The 20,506-nt window shown below is 35.9% G+C and carries 32 protein-coding genes; 6 read left to right on the top strand and 26 right to left on the bottom strand.

The genetic code is table 11. The annotated features are described in order from the left end of the window. Positions 1-14 precede the first annotated feature (14 nt). From AC1Q8N_RS25955 to AC1Q8N_RS25970, 4 genes are all read left to right on the top strand, one after another. On the top strand, positions 15-458 hold the full coding sequence (locus AC1Q8N_RS25955) for a phage holin family protein (RefSeq protein ID WP_218008345.1): 444 nt from the start codon (positions 15-17) through the stop codon (positions 456-458). A 110-nt stretch (positions 459-568) separates the two neighbouring features. Then, on the top strand, positions 569-1,546 hold the full coding sequence (locus AC1Q8N_RS25960; RefSeq protein ID WP_098392759.1) for an N-acetylmuramoyl-L-alanine amidase: 978 nt from the start codon (positions 569-571) through the stop codon (positions 1,544-1,546). An 85-nt stretch (positions 1,547-1,631) separates the two neighbouring features. Next, on the top strand, positions 1,632-2,525 hold the full coding sequence (locus AC1Q8N_RS25965; protein ID WP_493521433.1) for a hypothetical protein: 894 nt from the start codon (positions 1,632-1,634) through the stop codon (positions 2,523-2,525). Between the two features lie 46 nt (positions 2,526-2,571). Next, entirely contained in the window at positions 2,572-2,910 is a 339-nt protein-coding gene (locus AC1Q8N_RS25970) for a phage holin, LLH family (RefSeq protein WP_141542474.1), read from the top strand. A 436-nt stretch (positions 2,911-3,346) separates the two neighbouring features. Here AC1Q8N_RS25970 and AC1Q8N_RS25975 read toward each other — a convergent pair whose 3' ends face one another. The 3 genes from AC1Q8N_RS25975 to AC1Q8N_RS25985 all read right to left on the bottom strand — a co-directional run bounded on the left by AC1Q8N_RS25975 (position 3,347) and on the right by AC1Q8N_RS25985 (position 5,119). Continuing rightward, entirely contained in the window at positions 3,347-3,703 is a 357-nt protein-coding gene (locus AC1Q8N_RS25975) for a helix-turn-helix domain-containing protein (RefSeq protein WP_176523165.1), read from the bottom strand. Between the two features lie 193 nt (positions 3,704-3,896). After that, complete coding sequence (locus tag AC1Q8N_RS25980; RefSeq protein ID WP_098392763.1) at positions 3,897-4,028, bottom strand: Phr family secreted Rap phosphatase inhibitor; 132 nt, start codon at positions 4,026-4,028, stop codon at positions 3,897-3,899. Then, positions 4,025-5,119, bottom strand: coding sequence for a Rap family tetratricopeptide repeat protein (locus AC1Q8N_RS25985; RefSeq protein ID WP_098392764.1), 1,095 nt, complete (start codon positions 5,117-5,119; stop codon positions 4,025-4,027). The genes AC1Q8N_RS25980 and AC1Q8N_RS25985 overlap by 4 nt, the downstream gene beginning before the upstream one ends. Before the next feature lie 231 nt (positions 5,120-5,350). On the opposite strand from AC1Q8N_RS25985, the gene AC1Q8N_RS25990 reads away from it, so the two are divergent. Beyond that, positions 5,351-5,653 (top strand): hypothetical protein, encoded by a 303-nt coding sequence (locus AC1Q8N_RS25990; RefSeq protein WP_098392765.1) that lies wholly within the window; start codon positions 5,351-5,353, stop codon positions 5,651-5,653. A gap of 476 nt (positions 5,654-6,129) precedes the next feature. Here the strand turns inward: AC1Q8N_RS25990 and AC1Q8N_RS25995 are convergent, their stop codons facing one another. Continuing rightward, positions 6,130-6,645, bottom strand: coding sequence for a GNAT family N-acetyltransferase (locus tag AC1Q8N_RS25995; protein ID WP_098640184.1), 516 nt, complete (start codon positions 6,643-6,645; stop codon positions 6,130-6,132). Between the two features lie 88 nt (positions 6,646-6,733). Here AC1Q8N_RS25995 and AC1Q8N_RS26000 point away from each other — a divergent pair, with 88 nt between their 5' ends. Beyond that, positions 6,734-7,084: a hypothetical protein gene (locus tag AC1Q8N_RS26000; protein ID WP_098640183.1), complete on the top strand. Its 351-nt coding sequence runs from the start codon at positions 6,734-6,736 to the stop codon at positions 7,082-7,084. Between the two features lie 19 nt (positions 7,085-7,103). Here the strand turns inward: AC1Q8N_RS26000 and AC1Q8N_RS26005 are convergent, their stop codons facing one another. The 22 genes from AC1Q8N_RS26005 to AC1Q8N_RS26110 form a co-directional block, all read right to left on the bottom strand. Next, positions 7,104-7,520 (bottom strand): immunity 70 family protein, encoded by a 417-nt coding sequence (locus tag AC1Q8N_RS26005; protein WP_493521434.1) that lies wholly within the window; start codon positions 7,518-7,520, stop codon positions 7,104-7,106. A gap of 14 nt (positions 7,521-7,534) precedes the next feature. Then, the gene (locus AC1Q8N_RS26010; RefSeq protein ID WP_493521435.1) at positions 7,535-8,692 is read right to left on the bottom strand and encodes a WXG100 family type VII secretion target; all 1,158 of its coding nucleotides are present in this window, start codon (positions 8,690-8,692) and stop codon (positions 7,535-7,537) included. Positions 8,693-9,221: 529 nt separating this feature from the next. Beyond that, positions 9,222-9,374, bottom strand: coding sequence for a hypothetical protein (locus AC1Q8N_RS26015; protein ID WP_098392771.1), 153 nt, complete (start codon positions 9,372-9,374; stop codon positions 9,222-9,224). Between the two features lie 124 nt (positions 9,375-9,498). Further along, entirely contained in the window at positions 9,499-10,365 is an 867-nt protein-coding gene (locus AC1Q8N_RS26020) for a hypothetical protein (protein ID WP_493521436.1), read from the bottom strand. A 228-nt stretch (positions 10,366-10,593) separates the two neighbouring features. After that, complete coding sequence (locus AC1Q8N_RS26025) at positions 10,594-11,460, bottom strand: RNA ligase family protein (RefSeq protein WP_493521437.1); 867 nt, start codon at positions 11,458-11,460, stop codon at positions 10,594-10,596. A gap of 20 nt (positions 11,461-11,480) precedes the next feature. Continuing rightward, entirely contained in the window at positions 11,481-12,062 is a 582-nt protein-coding gene (locus tag AC1Q8N_RS26030; protein WP_493521438.1) for a RusA family crossover junction endodeoxyribonuclease, read from the bottom strand. Continuing rightward, positions 12,063-12,620, bottom strand: coding sequence for a guanylate kinase (locus tag AC1Q8N_RS26035; RefSeq protein ID WP_098640177.1), 558 nt, complete (start codon positions 12,618-12,620; stop codon positions 12,063-12,065). 20 nt (positions 12,621-12,640) lie between these two features. Next, complete coding sequence (locus AC1Q8N_RS26040) at positions 12,641-13,246, bottom strand: HD domain-containing protein (RefSeq protein WP_493521439.1); 606 nt, start codon at positions 13,244-13,246, stop codon at positions 12,641-12,643. A 21-nt stretch (positions 13,247-13,267) separates the two neighbouring features. Beyond that, positions 13,268-13,669 (bottom strand): hypothetical protein, encoded by a 402-nt coding sequence (locus AC1Q8N_RS26045; protein WP_493521440.1) that lies wholly within the window; start codon positions 13,667-13,669, stop codon positions 13,268-13,270. 16 nt (positions 13,670-13,685) lie between these two features. Continuing rightward, positions 13,686-14,042, bottom strand: a complete 357-nt coding sequence (locus AC1Q8N_RS26050) for a DUF2493 domain-containing protein (protein ID WP_098392778.1) — start codon at positions 14,040-14,042, stop codon at positions 13,686-13,688. A 70-nt stretch (positions 14,043-14,112) separates the two neighbouring features. After that, the gene (locus AC1Q8N_RS26055) at positions 14,113-14,628 is read right to left on the bottom strand and encodes a hypothetical protein (RefSeq protein ID WP_493521441.1); all 516 of its coding nucleotides are present in this window, start codon (positions 14,626-14,628) and stop codon (positions 14,113-14,115) included. Then, positions 14,629-14,856 carry a hypothetical protein gene (locus AC1Q8N_RS26060; protein ID WP_098640172.1) on the bottom strand — a complete coding sequence of 76 codons (228 nt, stop codon included), beginning with the start codon at positions 14,854-14,856 and terminating at the stop codon, positions 14,629-14,631. Further along, positions 14,853-15,038 carry a hypothetical protein gene (locus tag AC1Q8N_RS26065; protein WP_493521442.1) on the bottom strand — a complete coding sequence of 62 codons (186 nt, stop codon included), beginning with the start codon at positions 15,036-15,038 and terminating at the stop codon, positions 14,853-14,855. The genes AC1Q8N_RS26060 and AC1Q8N_RS26065 overlap by 4 nt, the downstream gene beginning before the upstream one ends. Then, on the bottom strand, positions 15,032-15,286 hold the full coding sequence (locus AC1Q8N_RS26070) for a hypothetical protein (RefSeq protein ID WP_098392782.1): 255 nt from the start codon (positions 15,284-15,286) through the stop codon (positions 15,032-15,034). Before AC1Q8N_RS26070 ends, AC1Q8N_RS26065 begins: the two co-directional genes overlap by 7 nt. Before the next feature lie 218 nt (positions 15,287-15,504). Beyond that, positions 15,505-15,927, bottom strand: coding sequence for a GatB/YqeY domain-containing protein (locus AC1Q8N_RS26075; protein ID WP_098392783.1), 423 nt, complete (start codon positions 15,925-15,927; stop codon positions 15,505-15,507). Then, positions 15,920-16,222 (bottom strand): hypothetical protein, encoded by a 303-nt coding sequence (locus tag AC1Q8N_RS26080; RefSeq protein ID WP_493521443.1) that lies wholly within the window; start codon positions 16,220-16,222, stop codon positions 15,920-15,922. The genes AC1Q8N_RS26075 and AC1Q8N_RS26080 overlap by 8 nt, the downstream gene beginning before the upstream one ends. 38 nt (positions 16,223-16,260) lie before the next feature. Beyond that, on the bottom strand, positions 16,261-16,695 hold the full coding sequence (locus AC1Q8N_RS26085) for a hypothetical protein (RefSeq protein ID WP_493521444.1): 435 nt from the start codon (positions 16,693-16,695) through the stop codon (positions 16,261-16,263). 73 nt (positions 16,696-16,768) lie between these two features. Next, positions 16,769-18,517, bottom strand: a complete 1,749-nt coding sequence (locus AC1Q8N_RS26090; protein ID WP_493521445.1) for a nicotinate phosphoribosyltransferase — start codon at positions 18,515-18,517, stop codon at positions 16,769-16,771. A gap of 15 nt (positions 18,518-18,532) precedes the next feature. Beyond that, positions 18,533-19,033, bottom strand: a complete 501-nt coding sequence (locus AC1Q8N_RS26095) for a macro domain-containing protein (protein WP_255287557.1) — start codon at positions 19,031-19,033, stop codon at positions 18,533-18,535. Continuing rightward, positions 19,012-19,821 (bottom strand): ribose-phosphate pyrophosphokinase, encoded by an 810-nt coding sequence (locus AC1Q8N_RS26100; RefSeq protein ID WP_493521446.1) that lies wholly within the window; start codon positions 19,819-19,821, stop codon positions 19,012-19,014. The genes AC1Q8N_RS26095 and AC1Q8N_RS26100 overlap by 22 nt, the downstream gene beginning before the upstream one ends. Positions 19,822-19,865: 44 nt before the next feature. Further along, on the bottom strand, positions 19,866-20,096 hold the full coding sequence (locus AC1Q8N_RS26105) for a hypothetical protein (RefSeq protein WP_098640163.1): 231 nt from the start codon (positions 20,094-20,096) through the stop codon (positions 19,866-19,868). Beyond that, entirely contained in the window at positions 20,068-20,502 is a 435-nt protein-coding gene (locus tag AC1Q8N_RS26110) for a BC1872 family protein (RefSeq protein WP_098392790.1), read from the bottom strand. Before AC1Q8N_RS26110 ends, AC1Q8N_RS26105 begins: the two co-directional genes overlap by 29 nt. Positions 20,503-20,506: the final 4 nt, after the last annotated feature.

Consider the following 20,506-nt stretch of genomic DNA (forward strand, 5'->3'; position numbering starts at 1 on the left):
AAAGGAGGATAACCGTGAATGTAGCTTTAAACAACCAATCTATTTACTATGCATGGGTTACATCATTTACTGCACTTGTAAATTACCTGTTTGGAAGTTGGCATGTATCTCTAGGAGTGCTATTTACTTTTATGGCTCTAGATATATTAACAGGGATTGCAAAAGGTGCTTCCACAAGTGGTGTAAGAAGCCGTGTAATGATGTATGGTCTTTTCCGTAAAGCAGGAATCTTAGTTGTAATTATCATCGCAAATATGATGGACAAAATGTTGGGAAATGACATGCCAATCTTTAGAACAATTGTTGTAGGTTTCTACGTAGCTGTGGAGGGCATCTCCATCACAGAAAATTTAATGCTTTTAGGTGTACCCGTGCCACAGTTCATCATTCAGTACCTAGAACACTATAAGGAAGCTCAGGAACAAAAAGGAGACGAGCTTTCTAAAAAAAGATTATAAGTGTAAAAAATAATGAAACTTGAAAGGAGTGATTTATATGTAGTGCTTAACTAGTCGTCCGTAACTTTGGTTTTTGGAAAACAAATTAAATTATTAGGAGAGATGTTTTTATGACAGTATTAAATGTAAGCAGTATTAATGGAGTACCATTCGAGGCAAGAATCATCCCGAAAGGAAATAGTAACCGTCCTGCATATTCTATGAGTCCTAAGTTTATCACAGTTCACACAACTGAGAATAAGAGCAAAGGCGCAGATGCAAGAGCGCATTCAAACTTCGTTAATAATGGTGGAGGTTCAGCAGGTGTATCTTGGCACTTCACAGTAGATGACAAGCGCATTGTTCAACATTTACCGTTAAACGAAAATGGTTGGCACGCAGGTGATGGAGCAAGTGGAACAGGAAACCGTCAATCTATCGGTATCGAGACTTGTGAAAACTCTGACGGTAACTTTGAACAAGCATTAGCAAACGTTGCTAAATTAGTTAAATTCCTAATGGGATACACTGGAATTGGCTTAGGAAATGTTGTTCCACATCAACGTTGGAGCGGTAAATATTGCCCACGTCCAATCCTAGACCGCAAAGGTGGATTCGATGGATTTAAGAGAATGGTAGAAGGAGCTACTAATGGTGGCAACACTATTGCCCCTCCAAGTGGTGGAAATGGTAAAGATGCAGGTACTCAAGGTCTTGGTATCGCATATATCGAAGGGGCTAACATTAATCTTCGTAATGCTCCAAGCACAAACAGCACGGTTCTTCGTAAGTTGAACAATGGCGAAAGCTATGTTGTTTGGGCTGAGAAAGATGGATGGTTAAATCTTGGCGGAGACCAATGGGTATATGGAGACCCTTCATACATCACTTTTGCTCGTAGAAATACTGGTAATGCAGGTAAGTTAGTTGTAGTTAAAGTTGATGAGCTATGGGTTTACAGCTCTGCTGACTGGAATGATAAAGAGAAGACTGTTAAAAAAGGCGAAGCGTTCACTATCGTGGATGAGCTAATGGTTAACGGTTCTAAGATGTACAAGTGTAAATACTTCTACATCACTGCAAGCCCATCATTCGTAGAAGTTCGATAAGAAATAATCAATAGAAATACATACAAGCTGACTCTTAATTGAGTCGGCTTATTTCTAATTAACAAATTAAAAATGGAGTGATTTTATGACTAGAGAAACAAGTATGCCTGCTCAAAAAATTGAGTTGTTTACTTACGATGAGAAGAAAAATGTTTACAAACCTCTAACAGAAGGTGGAGCAATTCCAGTAGTAGTTAAAGGTGGAAGTGTTGGTGGAGGTGGTGGTACTGCTTCAACAGGTGAAGTAACTATTAAAAATGATAAATTAGTAGTTCAGCTAGCAGATAAATCACTAGAAACAAAGGTTACTAATGATTCATTGAATGTGAATGTATTAAATCCTGTTAGAACAGTCGAATCTAAAGTGACTAATACATCTCTAGATGTCAAAGTACTAAACCCGACAGAGACAGTGAATGCAAACATCACTAATAAAACAATGGATGTAAATGTGTTGAATCCAACTAAAGCACTAGATGCAAATATTACTAACAAATCTGTGGATGTTAAGGTATTGAATCCTACTACTGAAACAACAATTAAGAATAAGACACTTGATGTGAATGTTGCGCCATCTAAGCGTAAGGTCGTTAGTCTATTTGGAGGAAAGTTAGAATTACCGTCAGCCGAAAACCCTGAGATGGACACTGGTCATGTAACTGATTTCATTGATGTAGATAACTATAATCAATTAGCATTGACATCAATGATTAGCGGAAAAGGTATGGCAGGTGGAGAGTTACTACCTCATGAAATCCAACAATTCAATACTAGATTAGATGCTTACCTTGAGTGGTCTCATGATGGCGTTAATATTCATGGTATTACATATCCTATGGGTGGTGCGCCTGATGACGCTTCTGTCAAAGCTAACGGAAAATATCTAGATATCCTATCTAAATATGTAAGAGTTAGAGTAAAAGGAAGTCACGGTGGTGACTGGAAACCGATTTTAGATTTACGAATGGTCTTGAAATAAAATTACTATTTTATCTCATAATGTCCTATTTATATAGGTTAAGAAATTGGAGGAATTATATATGTTTTCTTTAGAACAACTATTAATGTACGCTGTAGGATTCATCCTAGTTACAGTCGGAGGCTATGGAATCCGATTACTCAAGAAGAAAGGAATCCTTGCTCAACTGAAACAACAAGAATTACTAGTTAATATTGTTGTTAAATCAGTACAGCAAAGCTATGGGGCTTTAGGAGGAGAGCAAAAACTAACCATTGCGAAGAAGCAATTAGTAGAAATGGCTAATCATCACGGAATCAAAATTAAGGAAGAACAGGTAGACCATGTAATCAATTCCACAGTTAAACAATTAAAGGCAGAATTTGGTGAAGCTTGGAATAAATAAACATAACTGAAAAGTTAAAATTTTAAGGTATTGACAGCATTTTACGTTAATACCTTATTTTTTTATATAAAAATTTACCATTTTTAGTTGCATAAGTGCTAAAAAAATAGTAATATAAGTATAGAAGTTTTCTTGCTAGGAAAATTCTAATATAACAATATAGTATTATTGAGCGATTGAGTATGCATATATATAACCTTATATTGACAATTTATGCATCTCAAAATATAGAAACTTATAGACTTCGAAACATATAATTATATTGTTACATATCTTTCATAATTAAATTTATAGACCTATAGACAATTTAACCCTAACCTTATAGAACCGAAGATTTGCAAGACCTTATAACCCTTTATAGACACGTATAGACTTATAGACATTTATAGACTTATAGACTAATAAATTTATTTAATCGCTCAAAAAAGCTAATGTATTATTTTACATTAGCTTTTTGCTTTATTAGAATGCTGTATGCTTTATCTATTGCTTCAATTGCCTCTCTTACGTCATGTGGAGTGATGCCTCGTGTCACAAAATCCTCAAGTAAAGAACTCCATTCATATAATCTTTCTACAGATTCTTCGTTGTTCGGTAGAAAGAAAAAATAAATCTCAGTTTCTAATACATCTGAGATTTTCTCCATAGCTTCAAGACTAGGGAGGTTGCGACCGTTTTCAATTTTTGATATGTAGCCAAACGAGAGACCTGTCTGCTCAGATAGTGTTTTTAACGTGTATCCACGTAGCTTTCTAATACGTCTTAGATTTAAACCAACCGTATCTTTGAGCAATTTAACAACACATCCTATTTTAGTATCACAAACCCATATACCTTAAACCAAAACATTGACATATTATTATATCATACAATCAATTCTATATCCTTGCACAAATGATGGTAATGATGGGAGTCAACTGGTATGCAAGATGATAAATAAAAAAAGACTAGATGAAATTCACCTAGTCTCTGTCACATTTAAATTATCAACCACCGTGGTCTCCATGTGCGTATTGAACTACATCGGAAGCTTGCTGTACTTCTGTAGGTGGTTGAACACCGAACGTCAATGTTAAAACAGTAATAATCCCGATTAAACTAGATATTACTTTCTTCATTTTAATGCCCCCTTATCAAGAGATTTTTTTCTTGCTTGAGTACTTGAATAGAAGTATTTGCTTGCTTTTGAGTCGTTGCTTTCTTTATAAAAGCGAACTGCTAATTGCTCCTCATATTCTTGAATGTATTCATATAGTTCTTCTTTTTCAAAATATGAAACTCCTGCTAAAACAATTCCTTCAAGCTCTTCGGCTAGAACGTTTCCATTAAGAGCGTTTAAAATTTCGAAATGATGACAGTATTCTTTATTGCCAAGCTCAGTACATAATTGATGTCCTTTTGCAATCAATGTTGCTGTCGTATCGTACTCTCCTAATTTATAATGTTCCTTCGCTTCAATGAATATTGCTTTAAAGTGGTTCGGTTTTTTCTCAGATACTTCCGATAAATATCTGATAGCTAATTCAGACATGTTTTGTCCTGCATAAAGAAGACCTAGATTATGGCGAACCATAAGGATGAATTTTTCCTCATTAAGCTTTTGAAAAATATCCATAGCTTTCACAAGATGTTCTTCTGCTAATATCCATTCTCTTAGATTAGTACATGCCATACCTAAAAGGTTTTCACAGAATCCCACGTTTCGTTCATAATTCTCATTCTTCTCAAAAATTTCTTTTGCTTTCGTAGCATATTTAACTGAGTTAAGTGATTCATAAATATCATAATGGAAAGCACCTAGCTTATAGTAAAACTCAGCTTTTTCAATCACATCGGGTACTAATTCAAGAAGGCTTTCCGCTTTGTCGAAGTGTTCTTTTGCAATTGTATAATTACCAATACTTGAAGCGTGGATTGCTTTAAAGAAATGGTAATAGTAAGTTAAGAAATTATTTGTAGGAATCTCGAAAGACTCAACCTTATCAAAACTATTTGCAGAGACACCTAGATTATCAATAACATATTGAAAGCGGAAATCTAGAAGTGAATAATATAATAAGAGATTTTGGTCTTCTTCTATATTATTAATCTGTTTATCAATTTCTTCTTTCAGTCGATGTGCTTGTCCAATCCTTCTAGCACGAATTTCTACATACCACTCATTTAACAGTTGTGTAACTCTCTCATTTCCCTTAACTGAAACGTTCATAGTATCCTCCTCGTCCTATATATCTTTTAATAATATAATAACAGAATTTGGAATCATTAAGTTTAATTTATCAATGTTTTTCAACAAAATTCATAATATTCTGAATTAAAAACATGAACTCTAGATAGCTAGAGTCCAATAGGGTAATGACGAATATTAATAACTCTACTTCATTATACTATAAAAATTACATAATAAATATGTTAAAATAGAAAAAGAGGAGTGATGATTGTGGATATAATTACAAGAGAGTTCGAAACTAATTTACCTGCATTTAATAGTCATGATGAAGCATATGATTATTTTGAAGAAAGATTCTCTCAATTTAGATTTGCAGGTTCAGTAGTCATAGATGGACAATTTTGCAAATTCTACGATGTAGTCTATGATTCAGATTTATACTTGAGATTTTTGGAAAGCAAAGTGTCAGCTCTCATGGATGGTTCTCGACTTGTCGAACCGACATCTGATTACCTCGACTGCTATCAGCGTGTAGAAATATTCGAAGACGGAAACGTACACATTGTGTTCTAATTTTATATTGATGTCAATTGTAATCTATGGTAAAATATCAGTAGATATCTGAACAGTACTGTTGCACGAGTTAACTTGAAAATTGACTAGAAGAATACATAATTGAGAAGAGCCTAAGAGGGTGGAAAAAATCTACCATATCTTAGGCTCTTCGTGCGTTCAAAGATTTTTCTTGTTTACATAACCTATCTTATAGGAAGCTATATGACTTTTTTGAGTATCGTTTCAAAAAGACAAGTAATGACGTGTTATTGAGACAAAATTGAAATGTTTTTATAGCAACATTAAATATGTTAGTTGGTTATTTATTATTTTCTGTGAACGGCTCATTAGTTGCTAATGTTTAATTATCAAACACTTCTATGTTAGTGCCTTATGCTGTATTAGTTTCTGTACAAAAATAACTAGCTATCTCAAAATAAGGAGTATTCTTTTGTTTTGAGACGAAATAAAAAAGCATGAAATATTTCACACTTTTATCGTCCCTCAAGATATTCTTCTGTCAAGCGTTCATCATACAAGTCTTTGTACATTAATACTGTTGGTGTGTAATTTCCTGAATCATTTAATTCAATGACTTTAAATCCTTGCTTCTGATACCATCCTTCGTATTCTTTCAATCCATCAAGTTTTATAAATCTGACATTAACTTGTCTAGCAATACCCTCAATATATTCTATGACCATACTACCTAGATTTCTATTCTGCATTGAGTTTTGTACTGCTAATCTTTTAATTTCCAATGCAGGTTTGCATGTATTTGATAAATTCATCTCTCCCATTTTTAATGTGAAATACCCAAATAGCCAATCATCAAATATGACTAAAGTTGTATTTTCTTCATATTCGGTATAATTATAATAAGCGCTTTGTTTAAGATAATTACTCATTGTATCATTACTACAATTAAACTTCTGTATCTCTTCAAACCAACGTTCATACATCTCTTCGTCTAACATTACCATATCTAACAAATCGTAATTTACCTGCAAATACTATCCCACCCTTGACTACTATGATTGGTTTTTATATAGTTATCTATATGAAAATTATACCAAATTGCATGTTGGAGGTAAACAAATGGCTTACACTAGTCAGATACGTATAAGAGATGAAGACCGTAAAAATCGTTGCACTAGGCTTGATATAGATATGTTAAAGAAGATTAAAATGATTGCTGTCGAGCAGGATACTTCGTATAATTTCCTTCTTGAAGATGGTATGAGACACACATTAGAGAAATTTAAAGGTAGACATAATGTGGTTATAGTAAAGTCGAATAACCGCAAAACAGTCAATACGACGTTCAGTGATGACCTCTATTCTCGTGTTAAAGTGAGAGCTGAAAGATTAGGAGTTAAAACTAATGATTTAATTGAAGAGGGTATGAGATATATAATAGGAAGAAACACGAAAAAAGACACGGAATAATCCATGTCTTTTTATTTGATTATACATTTTTTATTTCTAAATCGACACCTTCCTCTAACGCTTCATTGAGAGCGTAGAGCAATACTTCAAACATATCTTTCCCATCACTTGTTACAAAATAGTTAGACAGGTCTGTTATTTCTGATGAAATGTTGTCACCCCAAGGTGGCTGTTTGGATAAATCCTCAATATCCCATACTACTTCTGATGGTAAGAATATCTTTAATTTCTCACGTATCTCATTTGTTTCTTTAATTGCTTTTGAAAGATTTTCGGACTTCAGTTTTCCACTATATAATTCTTTCATTAAACAAGGGTATTTTTCTCCCCAACCCTCTTTTTCTAAATGATAACTAATAGTTGAGAAAAATGAATGTACAAAGTCAGATGTACCTAGTTCATACCAATAAAAATCGACCATAAATCCCGTTGCCATATTCAATCACCTACTTATTTTATATCTTTTTTAATGATAATTTCTGCCTGTCCAAATGTTCTTTGGTTTATCTCTTCTCTTATCTGCTTCAATATTTCTCTTGTTACATCTTGCCCTCTCACATCTATCACGACAGTTTGATGCGAACCTTCGGGTAGATGTTTCAATCTATCTTCAAACTGTTTTACTACAATGTTTATTAATGAACGTCTACCACTAGATGTCATAACATTGTAGTTTTTAACTTCTATGCTGTGACCTGCTTCGTGACTATATCGGTCAGGTCTTGTGCTTCCTTTTGTTCCGTAAGGGACTTCTTCTCTATTTTTAAATGATACTTGGTCACTGTACTTTGGTTCGGGGTACATTCCTTCTGCATGTTTTTCAGATTCTCGCCAATGCGGTCTAGCAAACATAAGATAGCTACTCAAATAATTTCCCCAGTGTCCTGATGATGGCAATGTGCTGAGTACTGCTTCACCAGTTAACCCGATACCTGCAAAGGCAGGCTGTAAACGTGGCGGAGTAATCTGAGTTATTTTAGAGAATCTAGCACCTCTAGCAAGTGTAGAAGCTTTATCCAATCCTTTTCCTCCAAGAAGCCCCAATCCAACTGATGTTACCAAATAAGAACCCCAACGGAATCCACTTTCGACATCGCCATGCCAAACGTCATTCATAAAAGAATCTGAGAAAGCATTCCACATAGCAGGAAGAGTTTCATCATAATTGACAACAGCATCCCACATGTTTGACCATGTTTCACCGTCACCTAACGCTTTAAATCCTTCCCAAGCATCTCCAACACCTTTTCCTGAGCCATCATAAAGACCATCCCAAGCTTTCTCTAAATCAGATTTGGGTTTGCCACACATTGCACCTTCATCAATAGGAAGTTCAACCGCCAGTTTATCTGCTTCACGGAACTTTACAGCAGAATGAATTAATTCGTCTGCTATCTTATCCATCTCACTAATAATAACAAACACTTTCGGTTTAGCATCATTAAACATGTAATAAAAACTTTGAGCTGTTGCACCTGACCATCTGCTACACAAATCCTCCATTTGATTATATAGCTGTTTATGTATCGACTCTATATCATGTCTTGCATTTCTAACTCGTTGTGCGACCTGCTCAAGTTTTTCGGGTGTTACCTTTATTTGTACCATACCATCCCTTCTTTTCAAATTATTTGATTAATTAAGAAAATTATATCATATAATTTTGCGAATATCAGAACTACCATTTATCTAAAAAGAAGGATAAACTAATATGATAATTAGAAAAAAATACCTTGCAACAGAACTATTGTTCGTATATAATAAAACATGTGTTCGGTTAAAGATGAACTACCACTTCTCCTTTAACCATGTGTGTATGTGTATGTTTAACTATTTTATATAGGGCAACATGTGTGGTTGCTCTCTTGCTTTTTTAAACAATTACATTTATAATATAATTAAGATATTACGCTTTATTGATGTGGATGCTGTGTTACAGTAATCTGCTAAACTTTTGCGTTTTCTTTTACTTTCACTTTCACTTAGACCACTCGCTTAGGGTGGTTCTTTTTCTATTTGTTTTAAAAATTTTTACCTTGTGTTATACTATAGATAGAAATCCATATACTAAAACAGAGGTGCTGTCAACACCTCTGCGATTGTAACCCTTCACCGCAAGGTGGTTGGTTGCACAAATCTATTTGTTTCGTTTTTTTCGTGAACCACCACGCTTGAGGGAGCGGGTGGTTTTCTTATTGCGTTTCTTACTTAATTTCTTGAAACCGAAGACTACTGTTTCTCTGACAATCGTCTTTAGCATCTCAATTAGTATAAGCAATAGAATATCCATAAGGTTTCACCTCCCTTCTCTCAAAAATAGAGAAAGGGAAATGCAACCTCCCACCCTGCAATATTAAGTTACCTCTTGATTATATCATCAATACTAACAAGAAGAAACAACATTGGAATAATGCCTAGTTTTTCTGTTTAACCTTAATTTCTATATCAAATGACCCCTGTTCATCCTCTAACATTTTTAGCATGAACTTCATACGTTTAAGGAATTTTTTAGTGTTAAACTCACCTTTTAGTTCGAAATTAAATACTTGACCGTTAAGCTCTACATCAACTGTATTAGAGTCTTTCTTTGGTTCTTTTGCTTTTACAACTTCTAGTGCAGGTGCTACAGTAACTACTTCTTCTGCTTCTTCTGCTACTTCTTCTTGAAGTGTTACAGCTACCTCTTCTTGAGCAATTTGCTCTACTACAGGCTGTACCACAGGAGCTTTAATCTCCTCTTTTTTAATCTCTTCTTTAGGTTGCTCGTCTATAGTTATTTGTTCTTGTTTTTGTTGTTTAGCTTCTTCTTTTTTATTCTTTTGATTAAATTTATACTGTAAAGAATAGATAACACTTGGATTTACATCCCATGCATTTGCTAGTTGTTTTCCTTTTTTATATAGAGTTCCATAATAAATATTAAATAATTCTTCCTGTTGGTGTGATGGTAACATTTTAAATGTCTCGTAATCGCATAATTCTTTCTTCATAGACTCTAGCTCTTCTTCTGATACTTCAATCTTCTCAGACTCACTTATGCCTCTTGATAAATTACTTGGTTTTCTTTCAATGTTTAACTCGTCCATCCATTTACTGAATGTACCTTTACTTATACCCATTCCTTGCATAATTTGACCATTTGTATGTTTCTCTCTCCATGCTTCAAATAACATCTTCTGCTCGTCTTTGCTTTTCTTGCTAAATTCTTCTATAGAAATAATCTCATACATATTGTACGCTCGCACCTCTCCGCTTAATTTTTTCTGCTCTTTCTTAGACATATATAAATAGGGAACGTGAAAGTAACTTCCACCCTTCCTAGTAGAAACCCTGCTAAATATATTAGAACCGATTCTTTTCTTCTCCCGAACCTCTTGTCTAAATATTTTCTCTATATTTTCTCTCACATCACCCCACCTCTCACTGCAATACTTTTGTTCTAAATGCAAGTATAACAAATAATGAAAAAAGAGGACAGGGAAAAATATTCCAAGTCCTCTAAATTGCTATTACATTTTATTATTTTCTAGTAAAACTTCTTTAACTAGTGAAGGTAATTTTCGTCCGATACCCTGCTTAATGTCAGTGAATAATGTATCGGCTTCCTCTTCCATGATGTCATCAAACATACGTGAACCCATATTTTTAAGGATAACTCCCATATTTGTCACGTCGTAGTCTTCTTCAAGCAAGCCTTCATCAACTAGCTTATGTAACATCTTTTCAACTCGTCCAGTTGTTAAGAACTTCTCAACGAAATCTGAACCAAGTCGTTGTGGTGCTTCCTTCTGCCTCTTAGGAATTGCACCATTCATTTCTTTGAATGAAGAGGAAACAATCTTGAAGAATTGTTGTTCACCATGCTTATTCACAGCAGAGATATTTTTAACTACTACACCTTCTCCTACTTCGCCCAATTTAGATTGTCCTACGAACGATTCCAAGTGTTCATGGGATTGGAACACCCCTGAGTAGAACAATGGGACTAAGTTGATGTTAAGGCGCTCAGCTTCGATTGATACTGCTTTGAACGAGCAGTACTGCTCAAACATCTCGTCATATACATCAAATAAGTAGAACTGGTTTTCATTCTCTCCATAATCCAGTTTGTGACGTACTAACCATTCACCATAATAAATTGCTCCTTCAACTAAATCCTCTGCTACGATATTTTCATGAACCCAGTTGTAAAATCCACGAAGCGTCTCTTTTTCATCCAATTGCTTATTACGTGAGAAGCAAAGGATTTTGTCTCCATCACGTTTGAATGAAGCATTAGCTCCATCTAATTTCTCTGTAACCGTGATGTATACTCCTGCTTTGATATTGTCAATAGAACCTTTTCCATAGCGTACAATCTTCATATATTTTTTCATTTGTTTCCCTCTCCAATTCATTATTTTTTACACTTATAGGAATGACAAGTCAGAGTCTTCTCATCTAACTCTGCTTGGATAAATCCTTGTTTAGCTTGCTTTAAGATTGAACATGAACCTTTTCGATACCTCGAACATGTCTTACAGTTCTTCTCAAACTCATCAACCTGTTCTTGGTCTCTAAAGATTCCTCTGTATTTAACTGGTTTCAGTCGAACTACAACCCTTGGATTCTCTTTGTCATACAGGATACGTTGTGTGCGGATTAGAACTCGTGAGTCATTGTCATAGACAATCTTTTCAAGAGCATCACACAGCAACTTATAAATGTTGTTGTCATCACGTCCACGCTTATTGAAGTAGATAACTGTATCCATGTAGATGAAATTTTCCTTGGTGTATTCGTAGTCCCAGTTGGCTTTCTGTTCTCGTAATTGCAACTTCGCATACTTTTGCAGTCGCATCTTACACGCTCTACCCTCTTTGCTCAGAATCCGCTTACCTGTTGGCACATATCGTTTTGTTTTTGGATTAAAGTTAGCTTGATTCGTATAGAGCTTATTAAGAGATGTAGGCAGTTCGAGATTTAAAACTAATTCCAATTAATTCACCTTGGCGTACATTTCTTTGATTCGTGATAGAATCTCGATTGTAAGTGATGCCATATTGCGTTCGTTTTTAATTACAAAATCATAATGCCCTTTATTTTTTAACTCTTCTTCATATGTCTCATTGCGCTTTAAAGCTGATTCAACGGTATCTCCACGTTGTAGCATGTTGTAGACACAATCATCCTTAGATGCATAAATGAAAATACCAATAGCATTTGGATATATTTCTTTAAGCTGTTGATAGCCTTGGAAGTCCACGACTACATATGCAAATCCTTCTGCTTCAATGATTGAGTTAATCTCTTTCTTTGTTACTCCATATGAGTTGTAATGATAATTTGAAATCTCAGCAAACTCTCTATTAATACTCATTTCAGCGTATTCCTCTTGACTGATGAAGTAGTAATCTAATCCGTGAACCTCTCCTTCTCGCATTGGACGAGTAGTGTGAGAAACACATTCTGTATGATTGCCAAAGGCTCGTCGGGACAGGTAGGTTTTACCTGCTCCGCTCATACCCGTGACAATGACTAATCTTTCTTGGTTCATAAAATCACCCTATTCATTATTTAATACATTTGTAAGGAATGATAAGAAATCTCCTCTTTCAAATGATTATATACATCAATAAATTCAGCCTTTACCTCATCTCGATTACGACGACAAGTTAAGTTAATTGATGTGTCTTCAAAATATTCCACGTCGGGAAATTCATGAATACGACCTGCTAGTTGTTCAAACTCATGGTACAGCATTGTATTGTCCAACATTTTGACTAGACGATACTCTTCTTGTGTCGGTTTCCCGATTTCAACCATGTCCCAAATCGTGTTCATGATGCGGTCTTCAATCTCTTTGTACTGAGGAATGACCTGTTTCACTGGGCGTGGCACATCACAAACAATACTTTCTGAACCATCGTGCATTAAAGCAAACATCTGAACTCGTAAAGGCAATCCTAATTTAACAGCTAAGTGGTAGCATCCTAGTGAATGCTCTCCAACTGTGTACAATGCGTCTAAGTGTCCTGCGTAGCGCACCATGCGTGATAAAGAGTGAGCAATATCAAAGATAGTGATGTCCTCTTTACGTGGTTGTAATGGGTAGAAACGCTTCCCTGTGTGTAATGTGATGTAGTCTCCTACTAGCTCTTGTGTGTATTTAGTTGATTCCATAATTCCCTCTCCTTTAAATCCTTATTTAATTGGTCTTGTATTTGTACGATGTAACCATTTAGTAGTAAAGATAGCGTCCATTGCAGGATGAACCGTATGCCATCTTTCACTGTCTTTGCTATAAAGCTCCATTAATCCACGCTCCTTGGAAAATCGGTAGATTCCCATGAACTCTTCATTATAGTTATACCTGACAAGCTCTCGACCATCTGCTAACGCACCTGCAATCTCACTTGGAGTTAAATAAGTTCGTTCAACTTTCCAGTCAGATTCTAATACATCTTGTGATAGTCCAAGCATGAAATTAGGAGATTCAAAAACAATGCCATACTCTTCACGTTTGATGTAATCCTTTTTTCCGTCTTTCATTCGGTATGCTCTCTGACCAATTTTAAGCTTATTCAATAACTCTGTAATATGCATTACTCTGCTCCTCCCTTTAAGCTACATAAAGATGTAATTCCATTTTGTTTCTAACAGCTAAGTCAATCATTCCTTTAGTACCTCGACTCTTTCCGTCCCAAAAACAGAAACAGATATCGGAATACATAGCCATATCATAGTTTCTTCGATGTCCTGCTGAGTTACCGTATTCCTCCCATTCAGCAGGGAACACCGTAAGTTTTAATCCATACTGCTTAGCAAACTGCTCTCCTAGCCAATCTGCACCTCTAGCTCCACCACTAACAATCTCTATCTCTTCCTTTGGGAATCTCTTTAGATTAGCTAATAAGCGGTCGTGGAGCGTTTTATAATCCTTGAAGTCTCTACTTCCTGCGACCACAACTTTCGGCACATGTATCGCTCCCTTTGTTGTATAAAACTATTATTTTACTGAATAAATCCGATCCAAAAATACCTTGTTTTTAAAGGGAATATTCTTCATCATCTCGTGATATTTCAGTATCTTCATAGACAATCCCCATAGCATCCAATTGTTTGCGGTATGCATCTGTTAATGTACCTCGAACAATCTTGCCATTCTGAATATCTAGTAAGCAGATATAAGCTAGCTGTCTGCGTCCGTTATCAATAATTTTCCCTTGCTTTGTTAACTCTTCAATCTCCAAGAAAGTCTTAATCTCTGATTCATCAAGACTATTATCAACACGTACACCGAACGGGATTGATACACCGCCTACTCGGATATCTGCTTCATTCATTAACTGATAAGTCTCACCAACATTATTAAACTCGTTGTATAGTTTTTTAAGTTCTCGACGCTTCTCGTAAGCAATTCGTGAATTGTAGTGGAATTGAGCTGTGCTTCCATCTCTCATGAACACTACGAAATAAATATCCATATCGTCGCCAAATCTTCCGCCTACTCCACTAATAGATTTAATCTCAGCAATCTCTACTTGATTCCAATACTTTTGCATCTATTCCGCCTCATTTATACTCATAGTTTTAACCTTGTACGTTCCAGTACCACAGATGTAGTCGAGAGCATGGAAGAATCCTTCAATCATCTCGTCGATTTTGTCATGGTAATCATCACCTGTTAAAATCATTACATCGTCCTCGTCGTACAGTGTAGTTGACGTTGGTTCTCCACTCTTATCAGTGTCATAGTGTGGAAACTTCTTAATAATCGTAAAATGTCTCATCTCTTTCTTCTCCTTGTTCTCACCATAATAATTAAACATGCAATCATTGAGAGTAGTATCCAAATCAATATCTCTATTGGAACACCATCGAGATTGATTTCTTTCGGAACTTCACTCTCTTTGACAACCGCATTGTTCTCTAAAATTATTTCATTCTCTTCTTTGAACCACGGACTCAACATTGATTATCTTCTCGCTTGAATATCATGACATCTGCTTGATACCATCCTTTTCTAGCGTTGCTTGTATCTTTTTTATCTTGCCCGACATATTTTCTAAAGCCTTTTCCATCGGTAAATACACGACTTGCGTTTTGAGCTTTCTCTCTCATTTCTTCTAGCACTTTTCCTGCTTCCTGTACCATAGGGTCGTCAGAATGCTCCCACACATAGTGAAGTGCAATAGAGAGAGCTTCGATTTGCCTTTTCATCAAAAGCCCTCCTTACATTATTCGGTTTCTTTCCAATGGCTCTGCATATCCTCATAGAAGTCAGTGCAGTCGTCACAGCAACTCAACTTTTCCTCTGTACCGTTTCGATAAGTCATATTCACGGTATTTGTTAGCATGAAGAATTTCTTACAGCCATCGCAATACCCCATTATTTTTTTGATTATAAACATCTTATTTTGTTCCTCGCTTCTAGCTAATTATTTGCTGAACGCTTCTTTAACTAATTTAGATACAAGTGACATATCTGCCTTGCCTTTCAATTCTGCTGACAATTGCTTCATTGCTAATCCCATGTTTGGAGCAGTTGCAGTAACTTCACGTACCTTCTCAGCAATCTCATCTTCTGTTAACTGCTTTGGTAGATATTCCATTAAGATTGCCTTTTGCTCCTCTTGAGAAGATGTATCACGACCTGCTAATACAAGACCGTCAATCTCTTGACCGATAGCTTTAATTTCACGGTTGATACAAGTAATGACTGCTTCTGAACTTAACTCTTCAACCTTAGAGGCAATTCGCTCTTTCTCTGTCGATGCAATCAGCATACGTAATGTTGAAAGTTTTGTTTTATTCTTGTCTCGCATTGCTTGTTTCATATCTTCCTTGATTGCTTTAATCATTCTGCTCAACCTCTTTCTTTGATTTGATAATCTCGTAATCTGCTTTTAAAACGCTGTAAGTTACTGATACTAAAATTCCTACACGCCCACCGTCTTTGTCACAGTAGCGAAGTGAGTCATTTTCAGTTAGAGTTACAAACCATTCATCCTCATCACCATTGAATGTAGCGTGAGCAACTTCTCCAACTTTAATCTTGTCTACTAGTTGACCGAATGTTAATGGCAATGCTGTACTACGCTTCACAGCTATCCCTTTATAGATTTGCTCTTTTGGTTTTTCCATGATTCCTAACATTGTTTTCTCTCCTTTTAATCAAACGTTTGTTTAAATTTTTAACCGTGTGCTTTAACTAACATGTGTGGTGGTAAATCTAGTACGTGAGTCTTTCCCTCAGCAGTGTTTAACTCTACTCGAACATTGTGATTGCCATATGGGAATGTTGAAACAATTCTACCTTCAACCATAGGGTCAAACTTAGCTACAACTGATTCGCCTTCTAAAAAGATAGGATTCTCGTAATCCACCATTAATTTCACAGGAATGATTTCATAGCCCACATCCCCGAAGTGTTTCTCCAATAGATTATTTGTAGAATAAGGAAGGTGTCCTCTAAGTGAGCTTGCTTTAAAAACGTTTGCATCTTCCATATCTGTACTGGTTCTAAAATATCTAAGATTCCCTTCTCTAGTGGGAATTAAGGATGTAACATACTCTCCTTGAATCTTCACAATGAAATTACGGTCTTTAAACATGTTCGTTTTCTCCATTCTGTTGTTATTTGCAGAAGCATCACTTGGACACCTCTGCAAATTCATTATTTTTTACACTTGTTATTAAAAATTAAAAGTTCATTGCAACTCGTTCACGAATCTCTTGTAAACTTTCGTCACGGTGCAGTTGACCATTGAAGAATACTTGCTCTAATTGGTCTTTGCCAAAGTAACTTACTTGCTCTTCTTTATTTAAACCGTCAATTAATTTCAGTTCGCCTTCTTCTTCAATTACTACTACTCGACCTTTTTGAGATTTTTTCGTACCATCATCTGTTTTCGGGTCTTTATAGATTAATTTTTCTTCGCCATTAATCACTGCATATGTAGCTTTCATAGCAAATCCGAACGTATCTCGTGTGTTGAACTGGTATGTGTATGAACCAACACCGAACACTACGTTAGTAGATGCGAAACCTTTTTCTGCAAGACGATGACAAATTGTTTTACAACGCTCTAATGTGATTGCATCTCCATAAATTGCTCCGATACAAGGTGCTAATACTTTGTATCCTTGCTCTGTGATAGTTCCACCGAAAATGTTCCAAAGTGCCTCAATTAATCCTAAATCTGCAACACTTGGAGTGAACTCTTCAAAACGTTTTACTCTGTCGTCACAAATGTAGTAGAATCGCTTGTCATGACGGTCATACTCAACTTCGATGTCTAATTCATAGTATTTGCCTTCAAACTTAAATTGCCCTGACGTTTCAGTATCTCCATGTTCACCATGCGGAGTATCTTCACGTAATTCTTCCATTAGATATTCATAGAAGTACTCTTTAGCATCTTCTAAGTTATCTACATATTTCAATCCTGTAAGGTCAGGGATATGAGTGCCACAAAGAATATCCTCAGGAATACCACTGTCAGGACGGATAACAACTTTACCATCACGGTTTTCAATTACTTCTTTCAGTCGTGGAATAATCTCACCGACAATGTTCCAAAAGTCCCATGTGTCAGAAACAATAGATACAAAGCCTTTTGGGTAAACCTCTGTAATCATACGCTTGAATACTTCATACTCATTTTGACCATTCGCACACATTACCGAATGCTCTGTAGCAGGAATACTCGTTCCTACAAGCTCTTTCTCGATGTTTGCATTGTAGAACTGCTCTAAGTATAAGATTGCAGGGACAGTATCCGTTCCTACGAATGATAATAGGTGACCTGCTCCACTTTTCTGTGCTGATTGCAGAGAACTCATTCCACGCATTGAGAAATCGTGTCCTTGGAATACAACACCGTCAGTGCTTCCAGTTGTCTTCATAGCGTACTCATTTAAAATCTTACGGTACTGCAACGCAATTGAAGCAGAAGTCATCCCTTGCCAAATCTCAGTGCTAAGTAATGTTTCTAAGTAATTAGTAATCCAAAAGAACTTTGGCATCGTATTTTCGATAGTCATCACTGGAACTTTCATTGGTGCTAGCGTACCTTCTTTTAAAGCTTTGATTCGTACTGGTAAATATCCTAAATCATGAAGCTCAGCAATATGAGTTGTGTCAGGATTCTCTTCACCTAAGCAGAATTTGATAACTCGTGCGTACTCTGCTAAGACAACTTCTTTCTTACGTGCAAAGAAGTATTTGTTAAAGTAACCAATTAAGAACTCCTTGATGAATGATTGAATCTCAAATACTACTACCTTATCAATCGTAGGCATATGTTTGTTTGAACGTGGTGTCATAGTTGAATAGATTACCTCTGTACCTTTCGGATACTGTGGGCGATGAGATAGTTTGTAGAAATCGCACAGTAAAGTTGGTGGAAGAAAGTTTTCCATTTCAGTTGAATGAATAAAGTCTGTCATAATTATTAGCCCCTTTTAACCTTTATATTTATAGATTGTTACACCATAATCTTTGAAAATCTCTTGAATCATTGGATAAACAACATTATCCCAGTCACCGTTAGCTAGACCGCATCCTAGATTATATGGAATAGCAATTGATACTCCTAATTCGCTAGCATCATCTCTGAGCGTCACTAAGCCTTTACGCAATGCATCATAATTTGTATATAAAACATTTTCTCGTCCATAGTTTAATTGACCAAAGATATTCACAACGAACTCATACTCATCTTGAGGTTTGCTGTTTTCGTCTCGAAGATATATAGCTTGAATATCTCCCAGTAATGCCTGTGGATTCTTACCATCACAATGTGCTTGATACATTTTGTATACTTCGGGATGTTTAGCTCTAATCTGCTTAGCTAATCCACTCCCCATCACACCTTGGCAATTCACTTGCTGTACGATAGCATCCTCTGTTGCATCTAATAAGTTGCCTTCTACAATTTCAATCATAGTAATGGACGCACCCACAATCTGTCGTCATACTCTTCTTCATTCAAGATGCTGTCAGTTGTAAAAATTCCATCAATCAAATCAGTCTTTAATAACTCACCTTTGTAAATAGAGTTTTCACAGTGAGTGACTACTAGATAGATTCTAGAAGCTCCTAATTTTTTTAACTCTGTAGCGCTTCGTAAGAATGTGCCACCAAATGAGCAAAGGTCGTCCACAATAATTGCTGTGAATCCTGCGCCATCAACTTCACCCATCACTTCAAGACTTTCGATATTTCCGCTATCGAAATCACGTTGTTTGTGACCTACAAGGTGGCGATACTTTTTAGCGGACTTGTAACGTTTAGATGCGCCTGCATCGGGGAAGAAAACATAATCTCTTTTCTCATCAAACCCAACGATTTCAATTACATCCTCTAAAATTTGCTCAGAGTAATCAATGACCTCGCATCGGTCTAATAGAGCAGGTGTTACATCTGAATGAGCTTCATAAACATAGACCTTCTTGAATTTCATCTTGTTAATGAAGTTTGCAACATCCTTTAGAGTAAATGCAGAAACACCTTCAACTCTGTCCATACGACTGTAAGGCATGTACATAATCTTCAATTCTGCATCTAAGCCCATATTGTCTAGGTAGTTCTTAACAAACATTAATTTGATTAAATCTCCATCTGTTTCATATTTGAACATGATGGTATTCTTAGTAGGATGAGCATTGGCTTTAATAAGCTTTGCATCCACTTTAGTTTCACCATTTGGAAACTCTGAGAAATCAAGTCTTGCACCATTAATCTTAATCATTTCATTCCCTCTCCTTCATTATTTTTTACACTTGTTGTAAAAAATTAAACCCTTGTTACTCCTTGCTCATATAAGATTCGAAGAGCATTTTGTAAATCACCTTTTGAGTTCTTGAGAGACAAATAGCGTCTTTCAATTTCTTCAAAATCCTGCTTCTCAATTTCTTCGTTATCCTTAAACGCATTATACACAGTTTCGACTCTAATAAGAGAGTATTCGATTACCTGTAATTTGTTCTCTAATATTTCAAGAGCCTTGTCTACATATGGTTTCACAAGAAGACTCTCCTTTTGCTAATTTGATTCCCATTACACAAATGGATTCCATTGGAGTCTTTGCTATGATTTCCTGCAAATCAGTGACAAAGAAGGAGTTCGTGTCTTTGTATATGCGACAGATTGTATCTCCTACTTGTGCCATTTCGAGTTCAAGAAACTCAGCCATTTCCTCTGTGACACTAGCCATACTGTAATCAAAGCCGTTTGCTGTAAGGCGCTCGATAACTTTCCAAGCTTGACTCATATTCATCATAGGATTCCAGTCATGCTTTTCCATAACTCGTGACTTAGCTCCACATGTAACCTCATAATAACAACCTTCTTCTGAATTAAATTCCCATCCAAGAACCTCAGTTGCTACTTGATGATTTACTGTCTCATTGCAAATACTTAATGCATCCATTGTG

The organism is Bacillus sp. GW823-FHT06B01, assembly GCF_058952315.1.